Below are 11,851 nucleotides of genomic sequence, written 5' to 3' on the forward strand. Positions count from 1 at the left end.
AACCGAATCGGCATTCGCTGCCGGTCCAGACTGACGGTCATGTGACACGTCCAGCAAGGACCTTCGCGCAACATATCGTCGGCCTCGCGGCCGCGCCGAATGTATAGCGGCGGCCGATGCGGAGGTCACGCCCGCTTTAGCCGTCCTGATGACGGAATCGGGACGGTGTGGCATTTTTCTCCGGATCGATGGCCTGGCCCTGACGGCCTTGTCCGCGCGCGGCGATATCCGCCACCAGCGTGGTCAGTCCGGCAACGCTATCGAGCGTCAGGCCGGCGTCGCTGCCGATGTCGCCGCGGGCCGATTCGGGAAGCACCGCGCGGCCGAATCCGAGCTTTGCTGCTTCCTTTAGCCGCGCCGAGGTCTGCGCCACGGGCCTGACCGCGCCGGACAACGAAATCTCGCCGAAATAAACCGCGTCGGTGGGCAGTTGGGCGTTTGTCAGCGAGGACACCAGCGCGGCCGCCGCGGCGAGGTCGGCTGCGGGCTCGCTGATGCGAAGGCCGCCGGCGACATTGAAATAAACGTCGTAGCCCGACAGCTTGACCCCGCAATGGGCTTCGAGAACCGCCAGCACCATGGACAGCCGGTTCGAATCCCAGCCGACGACGGCGCGCCGCGGCGTGCCGAGCGAGGTCGGCGCCACCAGCGCCTGCAATTCCACCAGCACCGGACGTGTGCCCTCGAGGCCGGCGAATACCGCGGTGCCCGGACTGCCGAGGTCGCGCGCCGACAGGAACAGTTCGGACGGATTGGACACCTCTCGCAAGCCGAGCCCGGTCATCTCAAAGACGCCGATTTCGTCGGTGGGACCGAAACGGTTCTTCACCGCGCGCAGGATGCGGAACTGCTGCGAGCCTTCGCCTTCGAACGACAGCACGGCGTCGACCATGTGCTCGACCACGCGGGGACCGGCGATCTGGCCGTCCTTGGTGACGTGGCCGACCAGAATCAGCGCGGTGCCGGATTTCTTGGCGAAGCGAATCAGCGCCTGTGCCGATGCGCGCACTTGCGTCACGGTGCCAGGCGCGGATTCCACGGTGTCGGTCCACATGGTCTGGATCGAGTCGATCACCACGAGGCGCGGCACCGCGCCTTCGGACAAGGTGGCGACGATGTCCTCGACCGAGGTTTCCGCCGCAAGCTGCACCGGCGCGTCGGCAAGCCCGAGGCGTTCGGCGCGCAACCGCACCTGCGCGACCGCTTCCTCGCCGGAAATATAGACCGCGCGATGGCCGGCGCGGGCCAGCAGGCTGGTCGCCTGCGTCAGCAGCGTCGATTTGCCGATGCCGGGATCGCCGCCGACCAGCAGCACGGAGCCGCGCACGAATCCGCCGCCGGTGACGCGATCGAGTTCGGTCATGCCGGAGGACAGGCGGGGCGCGTCCTGCGTCTTGCCCGCCAGCGTTTCCAGCGTGAACAGCCGGCCTTTCCGCTTGGAACGGATGCTGACCGGCATCGTCGTCGCGCCGGTTAAGTCCTCCTCGGCGAGCGTATTCCATTCGCCGCAGGCATCGCACTTGCCCTGCCAGCGGTTATACGCCGCGCCGCAGGTCTGGCAGACGAAGGAGAGGGCGGATTTTGCCATTTTAGCGATCGCATTCGGCGCAAGGGTTCACGACTCGGCTGGTCCGCCCTTGTAGATTCGATTGTAGCGATCGCCGAGGTTAGTCAGCACCTCGTAACCGATGGTGCCGAAATGGTGCGCAAGTTCATCCACGGTGACGCCTTCGCCGATCAGCGTCGCCAGATGGCCGCGCCGCACGATCGCATGAGGCGGCAGGTCAGTGATGTCGACGGCCAGCAGGTCCATGGAGATGCTGCCCGCCACCGGGCATCGCGTTCCCGCCACCACGACGTCCGCTCCGCGAGTGCCGTCATTGCTGCCGCCGGCGCGGAAATAGCCGTCGGCATATCCCGCCGCAACGATGGCAAGCCGCGTCGGCCGCCGCGCCGTCCACGTCGCGCCGTAGCCAACGCTTTCGCCCTTGTCGACCATCCGGATCTGCGCGATCCGCGCTTGCAACTCGACAACGGGCCGCATCGGATTGTCGGCCTCCGGCGTGGGATTCACGCCGTAGAGCGCGGCGCCCGGACGCACCAGATCGAACGGATATTGCGGCCCGAGGAAAATCCCGGACGAGTTCGCCAGCGAAGCGGGAACGCCGGAGAACTGGCTGGCGATCTCACGGAAGGCCGCGACCTGTCTGGCGTTGAGCGGATGATGGAGGGTTTCGGCGCAGGCGAGGTGACTCATCACCAGCGTGATGCCGTGATCGCCGGCATCGATCCTCGGAATGAGCCCTTGCGCCTCGTCGAGCGTGAGGCCGAGGCGGTTCATGCCGGTGTCGATGTGGATCGCTGCGCCGCCCGCCCAGCCAGTGCGGCGGCAGAAAGCGTCCCATTCCGCGAGTTCGTTAAGGTCGCCAATCACGGGCCGGCAATTGATCGCGGCGAAGGCGTCGCTGCAATTCTGAAAGAGGCCGTCCAGCACATAGACATCGGCAGAGGGAGCAGCGGCGCGGACGACGCGCGCCTCATCGAGCGTTGCCACGAAAAACGTCTTGCATCCGGCGGCAGCCAGCGCCCGCACCACCGGCCTGGCTCCGCAGCCATAGGCATTAGCCTTGACGACGCCGGCGCATTCGGCGGGGACGGCGGTCTTTTCGAGCTTGCGCCAGTTCGCTGCGATGGCGCCGAGATCGACGGTGAGGGTGCCGATCGCCGCAGCGGCCGTAACAGCCGCGTCGGCATCGGCCGGCGTGCCGCTGGTCGTCGTTTTGGAATCGGGCATGAGATTCATGCCGCATGCTACGCTTGGCTGTACGGCGGTTCAACCGCGCGAGCGGTGCGCTTAGACGGACTGTAAGCCCGCTATTGTGAGTGGCCGATCCGACATTCGCGTGCCGTTTCGGCGCGCGCCTTTTTGCGAACGTGGGAGAGAACGACCACTAGCAATATATGTGGTTAATGGAATGTTGAATCTGCCACCGTTACCGCCGCCAAAAGCTCACGACCGTCTACAACACAGATTCGGTGTCTGGGATCGCAATATGCGCTCCTAATAGGGGCGCGCGATCTGGCCCGCGCCACGTGACAAGCGGCGGCCCTCCCAATCACACCGGTGTACGTTGTCAGTTCCATGTGTGCGCACATGAGTTCCATCACGGTTGTGGCAATCAGGTGACAGCCGTACGAGCCTCACCCTGATAAATTGCAGGCATGTTCAGGAATCGCCCGGAAGGAATGACATCATGATGCAAAGGCTTCTCCTCGCCACCGCCGCGGTCTGCGCGCTTGGCATCGGCTCCGCCTCAGCCGCCGATCTGGCGGCGCGTCCGTATACCAAGGCTCCTGCCGTGCCTTTCGTATCGCCTGTTTATGACTGGAGCGGCTTCTATGTCGGCGGCCATGTCGGTGGCGGCTGGGCTGACCAGAGACAGACCGTACTGGATGATGGTTTCGGCGGATTAGGTCTCGCCGGGTCCGGTCTGTTTCCGAATGGATCGACGTTCAATAGAAATCATCCCAGTGGTGTCCTTGGCGGTGTGCAGGGAGGGTTCAACTGGCAATTCAACAACATCGTTTTGGGTGTAGAAGGGGAATACACCTGGTCCGGCATGAAAACGACATCTCGAACGCTCGACCCGGTGTTTCCGACGGTTGATATACGGTCCAGTGACAGAATCGACGAAATAGCGACGGTTACAGGCAGGGTCGGTTACGCGTTCAACAACTGGCTCCTCTACGGCAAGGGCGGTTGGGCTTGGGCGCGCGGCGGATCTGAGGGGATGATAGAAAATCCGGCGGGTGTATTTGGTGGATTTTCCTCAAGATATGAGAACGATGGATGGGTAGCCGGCGCGGGCGTCGAATGGGGCTTTGCGCCGAATTGGTCCCTCAAGCTTGAGTATGAACATATCGACCTCGGCCACAAGGCTATACAAGTCGATGCAAACGGGTTTGGGGGAACGGTGGTTGCCGACTCCTCCACTCGGATCGACACGGTGAAGGCTGGCGTAAACTATCGTTTCAATTGGGGCGGCCCGAGCGCCTCCCATTACTAAGTTTTAGAGACGTATGGATTGAGAGGCCCCGTTCATGCGGGGCCTCTTTTTTGTGAAGGTAACTGCCGGTTTTCCGGGCTGGTTTGCGGTTTGTGAATCGGTGTTACGACCGCGGTCGTCGCCGGAAGAAGCGGAATTGCGAGATCCTAGACCTCGCCTGCTGAGTCGGTAACCTGGCCTCGATGGAATCGCGCGCGAGATTCTGCGCCTCGATTGCATCGTTGCGGACGCGCGGTTGAAAACCGAGCGTGACGACGCAATTCGCCTATATCGCTCACAAGCTATTTGGAAAAATGTCGGACAGAGATTGCTCGACGACGACTCGAGTCTGCTTCAACTGTTGAATCAGACTCGTCGCTTATGCTTTTGTTTGAGCATGATCTTCTCCCGAAAACCGGTTTCCATTTTTCGGGATCATGCTCTGGCAGGCTGTTGAAAAAGCCTCCAACCGTTATTCCGGGGCGCAACGAAGGTGCGAACCCGGAATCCAGCCACACTGATTTTCTTCGTATTTCTGGATTCCTGATCGCCGCTTGCGCGGCGTCCGGAATGACGACAGAGATTTTTCAACAGCCTGCTAGCGGCATCGCGCTATAGCAGTCACCAAGATGGCTGCCGCCGGCCGAGAAGATGGCTGCCGCCGGCCGAAATGGGTGCCGGTTGCGGTCCCGCCGGCGCATCTGCGCCTCCGACGGCAACAACAAACCGGCATGGCGATGCCCCCAACATCGCCATTTGAATCAAACCGTCAGCCTCTCGCAACAGATTTAAGGTCCTGACCCTAGATACGGTACTCTAGATACGATCGGGCAGGTGGCCGTCATGCGCGAGGTCGCTGAAGCGGGTGAATTGCCCCTCGAACTGTAGCTCGACGGTGCCGGTCGGACCGTGGCGCTGCTTGCCGATGATGACTTCGGCCTTGCCGTGCACGAGCGACATCTCGAGTTGCCACTTCTCGTACTCCGGCGTGCCCGGCCGAGGCTCCTTGTTCTGGAGGTAGTATTCCTCGCGGAACACGAACATCACGACGTCGGCGTCCTGTTCGATCGAACCGGATTCGCGCAGGTCCGCAAGCTGCGGGCGCTTGTCGTCGCGGGCCTCGACCTGACGGGACAGTTGCGACAGCGCGATGATCGGAACGTTCAACTCCTTCGCCAGCGCCTTCAGGCTGGTGGTGATTTCGGTGACTTCCTGCACGCGGTTGTCGCTGCGCTTGCCGCTGCCCTGCAGGAGCTGGATGTAGTCGACGATCAAGACGTCGAGTCCCTTCTGGCGCTTCAGGCGGCGGGCGCGCGCCGTCAGTTGCGAAATCGAAAGGCCGCCGGTCTCGTCGACGTAGAGCGGCAGGTGCTCCAGTTCGATGGTATGATCGCGGATCTTCTCGAAATCGCTTTCGGTAATTCCGCCGCGCCGGATATTGCTGGAGGCGATGCTGGTCTGCTCGGCGAGAATGCGCGTCGCCAGTTGCTCCGCCGACATTTCGCAGGAGAAGAAGCCCACGATCCCGCCATTGACGGTCTTCATCGTGCCGTCGGGCTGCAGCTCCGACTCATGGGCCTTGGCGATGTTGTAGGCGATATTGGTCGCGAGCGCGGTCTTGCCCATGCCCGGACGGCCGGCGACGATGATCAGGTCGGACTGCTGCAATCCGCCCATTTTCGAGTCGAGGTCGCGCAGGCCCGTGGCGATGCCGGACAGTTTTCCGTCGCGGCGATAGGCGTTGGCCGCCATGTCGAGCGCGATCTTCATCGCCTGAGAAAATTTCTGGAAGCCGCCGTCGTAGCGGCCTGATTCGGCCAGCTCGTAAAGGCGGCGCTCGGCGTCCTCGATCTGCGCCCGCGGCGCGAAATCGACCGGCGCGTCGTAGGCGACGTTGACCATGTCCTCGCCGATGTGAATCAGGTCGCGGCGCAGCGCCTGTTCATAGACGGCGCGCCCGTAGTGGAGCGCGTTGATGATCGTGGTGGCCTCCGCCGCCAGACGGGCGAGGTACTGGCTTACGGTCATGCCGCCGATGTCGGTCTCGGCGGGAACGAAGGTCTTGACCGTGACGGGCGTCGCGATCTTGCCGGCGCGAATTAGGCTGCCGGCGGTCTCGAAGATCGTCTGATGGATCGGTTCGTAGAAATGCTTCGGCTCGAGGAAATCGGAAACCCGGTAAAACGCGTCGTTGTTGACCAGAATGGCGCCGAGAAGACCTCGTTCCGCTTCGACGTTGTGCGGCGCGGTGCGATAGGCTGGCGTTGCCGGATCAGGCGCAAGCTTCAGGATCTTCGAATCAGCCATGGCTTTTCGATTTTGACGGAGTTTTCGAGTATGGGGCACGCATAAAGCGCCGCTCAGGGCGGCGGAAGCATGCCGGCTTCCTTATGCCCGATTCTCACATCAACTCGAACGAAACTTGAGTCGAAAGCGCATCGAACTTGACGGTCGTCAGCGACGAACGGCCGGCACGAATCGGTTCACTCGCCCGCGATCTGAAGCCGCGGACGTTGTTTTCGCTCGGTGCCCCGCAGTTTGGCTTCACCGCGCGGGATATAGTCCCGCGTCATCGGCACGATGCCTTGCCTCCTGGTGATCTGGATCTGGAAATTCATCAGGTTCTGCTTGCGGAACGACATCTCCGAAGACGCCAGATAGAATTCCCACATCCGCGCGAACCGCTCGTCGTAAAGCCGCACCGCTTCCTCGCGCCGCGCCATGAAGCGCTCGCGCCAGGCCTTCAGCGTTTCCGCATAATGCAGGCGCAGGATTTCGATGTCGCAGACCAGAAGCCCGGCGCGTTCGATCGCCGGTAACACTTCCGACAGCGCGGGGATGTATCCGCCCGGGAAGATATACTTCGCGATCCAGGGATTGGTGATGCCCGGACCTTCGGAACGGCCGATCGAATGCAGCACCATCACGCCGTCGCGGTCGAGCAGTTCGGCGCAATGCTTGAAGAACGTATCGTAGTGATCGACGCCGACGTGCTCGAACATGCCGACCGAAACGATTCGATCGAAAGGTCCGGGCGTGTCGCGATAATCCTGGAGCAGGAACTTCGCCGATCGGTTGAGGTTTTTTTCCTCGGCGCGGGCTTTCGACACCAGAAGCTGTTCGGTCGACAGCGTGATGCCGGTGACGCGAGCGCCGGTCATTTCCGCAAGATAAAGACTGAGGCCGCCCCAGCCCGAGCCGATATCGAGTACGCTGTGGGTGGGCTCCATCAGAAGCTTGGCGGCGACGTGCCGCTTCTTCGCAAGCTGGGCGTCGTCGAGCGTCAGATCCGGAGTTTCGAAATAGGCGCAACTGTATTGTTTGTCGGCATCGAGAAACAGCGAGTAGAGGCGGCCGTCGAGATCGTAATGGCGCGCGACGTTGTTTCTGGACCGACCGCGCGGATTGAATTGCTGGATGTTGCGGACGAGATAGCGGAGCCACCATTGCAGCCTCGCCCAGCGCGGCATGACGTCGGGTTGATCGAGGATGATCGCGAGAAGGTCGGCGATCGATCCTCGTTCGACCGTCATCGTGCCGTCGGTATAGGCTTCGCCGAACGACATTTCCGGGTCGAGCAGAAGCTGCCGGGCGACCTCTTTCGTGGTCAGCCGCACCCGCACCGGTTCGCCGGTGCCGTCGCCGCACGTGAAGGTCATGCCGTTCGCGGTTACGAATGTGATCGAGCCGCGCTGAACAAACTGGTTCAGAAAAAACCGTAACAAACGGTCCATCGAAACCACCATTCATCACGAGGAGGCGCCAGCCGCCGTGGCTATGGGGGCTGACGCCCAGGTTCCATATAAAATAGTAATGCCGTGGAAACTGTTCCACCAATGCACTGATCGCAGGGCGGATATTCGGAATCGTGATCACGTGGTTGCGTTATTCTGCGCGCTTCCATTCGCAACGTAATTGGCTAAAAGGTGGGCCCGCCGCAGTCGCGGTGATTCCGCACCGGGAGAATGGGAATGTTGAGCCGAGCGCTCAGTCTAGCGACGGTGATGGTTGTGATCGTCGGTTTCACCGATCACGCATCCGCGCAAAACCTCGAGGCGGGCAAGTCGGCCGCGCAGATATTTTCGGGGAACTGCACCGCCTGCCATAAAGGCGCTCGCGGATTGCTCAGGACCGTAGCACCTGGATCGCTGCCGGGTTTCCTGCGCCAGCATTACACTACCGGCCCCGACATGGCCAAAATGCTCGCCGCCTATCTGATCTCCAACGGTGCGACCGACGAGCGCTACAGGGCGGAGACGCCGAGGCGGCATCCGGGCGATCTGAAACCGGAATCGGAGCCGAGCCGGGCCGAGCGTCGTCAGGGCCGGAAGCCGTCCCGCGAAGCGGAGCGGCCAAGCGCGGATACGTCCGCTCAGGATGAGCCGCGCGGCCGCAAGAGCCGGCGGCACGGCCGCCGTGCGCGACCCGAGACCGAGAATCCGGAGGCCGCGCGGCCGGCTTCGGAGGATTCCGTTACCGGCACGCGGGAGGCGGGCAAACCCGCAACCAGAAAAAAGCTGGGCAAGCGCGGCAAGCAGGCGCCGGACGAGTCGCCGAAAGCCGGCGCCGCCGGTCAGCCTCAAGACAATGCCGTCGAGAAACCGGAAACGGCGAAGGGCGCGCCATCCGCCGTAGAACCCGCCAAGGGAGAGACGAGTAAGGACGCAGCGTCCAAAACGGAAGCGCCGAAAGCGACAACTCCCAAGGATCAAGCGGCCGACGACAAAGCCGGCCCGGAGCAGGCGGGTAAGAAGACCGACGCAGTCAAGCCAGACGCATCCAATCCTGATCTGACCAATTCCGGGAGTGCCGGTACGGCCGAAACCAAGAATTCCGACGCAGGCAAATCGGCGGGGACCAAGCCCGAGGCGGCCAAGCCCGAGGCGGTCAAGCCTGAGGCGGCCAAGTCCGAAACGGGCGCATCCGATGCCAGCAAGCCGGTCGAGGCTGCGAGCCCCGGCGAGCCGAAGGCGGTTCCGCTGCGCGCCGATCCCGTTCCGGCGGTGACGCCGGCGCCGAAGGCCGGCGAGGGCGACGCGAAGCCGCCGTCCGAGGCCGCGAGTCCCACGCCGGCTCCCACCGGTGCTGCGGTTCCATCGTCGCCGTCGACTTCGGCTGAGCCGGCAAAGCCGGCGGCGTCTCCGAAGGAGCCATCCTCGCAGGCCGGGTCCACTACCTCATCCGAGTCGTCGTCAACTCCCGACGGATCGTCCGCGCCGACCTCGGAATAGAGAGCTTCGAATCAGAAGCTGAGGCTCTATGAGCATCTTCCGGTCTCGCCCGTTCTTCGCGCGAGCGTGGGGTTGAGGGAAGGGGCGAACCGATCGCTTCTTCGAGGTGTCTTGGTCGCCGTCAGATCAGCGAGACCAGGCCGCCGCCGAGGCGCTCCAGTCGCCCGGCCAGTTCCAGTTCAAGCAGGACGGTGCGTACGATCGCCGGCGAGGAATCCGCCATCCGGATCAAATCGTCGAGCCCGATCGGCATGGGGCCGAGCAGACCAATGATGCGCGCGCGGTCGCTCGCCACTGGCTCTTCGGTTTCGGGACCATCGTAATCCGGTTCTCCCGCAGGCAGGTCGATCGGCCGCCCCATGATCGGCCGCACGGCGTTGATGACATCGGACGCTTCCGTGATCAGCGTCGCGCCCTGCTTGATGAGATCGTTGGTGCCGGCGGCGCGGGGATCGAGCGGCGAACCCGGCACGGCGAAGACCTCGCGGCCTTGCTCGGCGGCGATACGGGCCGTGATCAGCGAACCCGAGCGATGCGCCGCCTCGATCACGACAACGCCGAGGGCGACGCCGGAGATCAGGCGGTTGCGCCGCGGAAAATCGCGGGCGCGCGGCACGTGCCCCATCGGCATTTCCGAAATCGCGCCGCCGTCTTCCAATACGGCCGCAAGCAGGTCCTCATGCTCGGACGGATAGATGCGATCATGGCCGCCGGCCAGCACCGCGATGGTGCCGCTCGCGAGGCTTGCGCGATGCGCAGCCTGATCGATGCCGCGCGCCAGTCCCGACGCGATGATGAAACCGGCTTCGCCGAGATCGTGCGCCAGCACCTGCGCGAACTTGTGACCGGCGCCGGACGCGTTGCGCGAGCCGACGATCGCAATCATCGGGCGCGCCATGACAGCGAGGTTGCCACGCACGCCGAGCAGCGGCGGCGCGTCGTCGATGGTCGTGAGGTGCGGCGGATAGCCGGCCTCGCCCGGCGCCAGCAGGCTGACGCCGATCCGCCGGGCGGCGGCCAACTCGTCCATTGCTTCGGCTTCGCCGCATAGCCGGGCCGGACGTGAAGCGCCCCCGCGTCGCGCCAGATCGGGCAGGCGGTTCAGCGCCTCACGGGCGCTGCCGAAATGATTCACGAGCGAACGAAAAGTCCGCGGCCCGACGTTTTCGGAGCGTATCAGCCGCAGCCAGTCGATTCGCTGCGCTTCGTTCAGCCGTCTGTCTGAATTCGCGATTTCCACGCCTGCCCCCAAGCTGCTGGAACATTTGCCCAACTTGGCTGCGGGGACAACCGTTGGATGCAGTCATCGTTATCGTCAGATTCACGGGACGAGACCAGCCCGGCAATGTGAGGTGCCTCACGGCCGCGGTCGGCGCATCGCATTATGCTTGTTGCTGCGTCGACGGGAGTCGTCGACCCAGGAATGGAGACGATCATGGACAACAGCATTCGCCAACTCGATATCGGGGAAATGAATACCGTCAGCGGCGGTATGAAGTGGACGCCGGTCAATAATCCCGACGTCATCGACGCTCGCGGCGGTCAATTCACCGCGTTGGGCCTCACCTTCACCGTTGACCTTGAGGGCAACATTACCAGCATCACCCCGCGATAGCTGGCTGTCTGCAAGTCTAGGCCTTCGCACCGATTTTGCCTTCGCTGCCAGCGATAAGACGGCTGATGTTCTCGCGGTGCTTGAACCAGAGCAGCATCGTCAGCACCGTGAACAGCAGCGCAAATTGCGGGTGTCCCAGCCCCCACAACAGCAGCGGGGTGGCGAGGCTGGCGAGCAGCGCTGACAGCGACGAATAACGCGTCGTGAACGCGACGAGCAGCCAGATCGCGCAGAAAGCCAGCGCTGCCGGCCAGAACAGGCCGAGCAGCACGCCAATATAGGTTGCAACGCCCTTGCCGCCGCGGAATTTGAGCCACACCGGAAACAGATGGCCGAGGAATGCGCCCAGCGCCGCGGCCATCGCTGCTCCCGGTCCCGAGAGAAGTCCTGCGACCGCCACAGCAACGGTGCCCTTCACCATGTCGCCAAGAAGCGTTGCCGCCGCGAGGCCCTTGCGCCCGGTCCGCAGCACATTGGTCGCGCCGATATTGCCCGAGCCGATCGAACGCAGGTCCTGCGTGCCCGCGATCCGCGTCAGGATCATTCCGAATGGAATCGAGCCGAGCAGATAGCCGAAAACGAAGGCAATCAGGCCGTTGGGAAACATCGCAAAGGGCTCCGGGCGTCAATGCCGCAGATGTAAACCATAGATCGGCATGGTCGCGCCACGGCAGATATTCAGATCGTCCGGAGTATCGAAATTCGACCGTAACGACCTGCGCGAGCAATGATTTTTGCAAGTTGCAACCAGCAGCGCCTTCTGCTTCTGACGGCATCAGAAGCGAGAGCTGTATGATTTTGATCTAACGCGGATTTTGTCGAGCGAATGGGCGCTTCCTCGTTCGAAACGCGATAGTGTTCAGACGTGCTCGAAAACGGTGCGGCCGCCGACGATGGTGCGGACGACGCGGCCCGAGAAGCGGGATTCGTCGAACGGCGTGTTCTTGGATTGCGATTTG

9 protein-coding genes are annotated in these 11,851 nt (G+C 63.0%); 3 read left to right on the top strand and 6 right to left on the bottom strand.

What is annotated here, in order from left to right:
* Nucleotides 1–136: 136 nt before the first annotated feature.
* A complete protein-coding gene (gene radA, locus BGN91_RS12025) occupies nucleotides 137–1,588 on the bottom strand; it encodes a DNA repair protein RadA (RefSeq protein WP_292613444.1) in 1,452 nt (483 codons plus the stop codon).
* A gap of 27 nt (nucleotides 1,589–1,615) precedes the next feature.
* A complete protein-coding gene (alr, locus tag BGN91_RS12030) occupies nucleotides 1,616–2,803 on the bottom strand; it encodes an alanine racemase (protein WP_292613445.1) in 1,188 nt (395 codons plus the stop codon).
* A gap of 451 nt (nucleotides 2,804–3,254) precedes the next feature.
* Between alr and BGN91_RS12035 the strand changes: the two genes are divergently transcribed.
* On the top strand, nucleotides 3,255–4,067 hold the full coding sequence (locus tag BGN91_RS12035; protein ID WP_292613446.1) for an outer membrane protein: 813 nt from the start codon (nucleotides 3,255–3,257) through the stop codon (nucleotides 4,065–4,067).
* Between the two features lie 795 nt (nucleotides 4,068–4,862).
* Here the strand turns inward: BGN91_RS12035 and BGN91_RS12040 are convergent.
* Nucleotides 4,863–6,353, bottom strand: a complete 1,491-nt coding sequence (locus tag BGN91_RS12040) for a replicative DNA helicase (protein WP_292613447.1) — start codon at nucleotides 6,351–6,353, stop codon at nucleotides 4,863–4,865.
* A gap of 176 nt (nucleotides 6,354–6,529) precedes the next feature.
* Complete coding sequence (locus tag BGN91_RS12045; protein ID WP_292613449.1) at nucleotides 6,530–7,780, bottom strand: cyclopropane-fatty-acyl-phospholipid synthase family protein; 1,251 nt, start codon at nucleotides 7,778–7,780, stop codon at nucleotides 6,530–6,532.
* Nucleotides 7,781–8,017: 237 nt separating this feature from the next.
* On the opposite strand from BGN91_RS12045, the gene BGN91_RS12050 reads away from it, so the two are divergent.
* Entirely contained in the window at nucleotides 8,018–9,277 is a 1,260-nt protein-coding gene (locus BGN91_RS12050; RefSeq protein ID WP_292613450.1) for a hypothetical protein, read from the top strand.
* A 121-nt stretch (nucleotides 9,278–9,398) separates the two neighbouring features.
* On the opposite strand, the gene dprA is transcribed toward BGN91_RS12050, so the two are convergent.
* Nucleotides 9,399–10,517, bottom strand: coding sequence for a DNA-processing protein DprA (gene dprA, locus BGN91_RS12055; protein WP_292613451.1), 1,119 nt, complete (start codon nucleotides 10,515–10,517; stop codon nucleotides 9,399–9,401).
* A gap of 195 nt (nucleotides 10,518–10,712) precedes the next feature.
* On the opposite strand from dprA, the gene BGN91_RS12060 reads away from it, so the two are divergent.
* Nucleotides 10,713–10,892: a hypothetical protein gene (locus BGN91_RS12060; RefSeq protein WP_292613453.1), complete on the top strand. Its 180-nt coding sequence runs from the start codon at nucleotides 10,713–10,715 to the stop codon at nucleotides 10,890–10,892.
* A 16-nt stretch (nucleotides 10,893–10,908) separates the two neighbouring features.
* On the opposite strand, the gene plsY is transcribed toward BGN91_RS12060, so the two are convergent.
* A complete protein-coding gene (plsY, locus tag BGN91_RS12065) occupies nucleotides 10,909–11,499 on the bottom strand; it encodes a glycerol-3-phosphate 1-O-acyltransferase PlsY (RefSeq protein WP_292613455.1) in 591 nt (196 codons plus the stop codon).
* Nucleotides 11,500–11,851 lie beyond the last annotated feature (352 nt).

This window comes from Nitrobacter sp. 62-13 (assembly GCF_001896955.1).
In the GTDB taxonomy this organism is placed as follows: Bacteria; Pseudomonadota; Alphaproteobacteria; order Rhizobiales; family Xanthobacteraceae; genus Nitrobacter.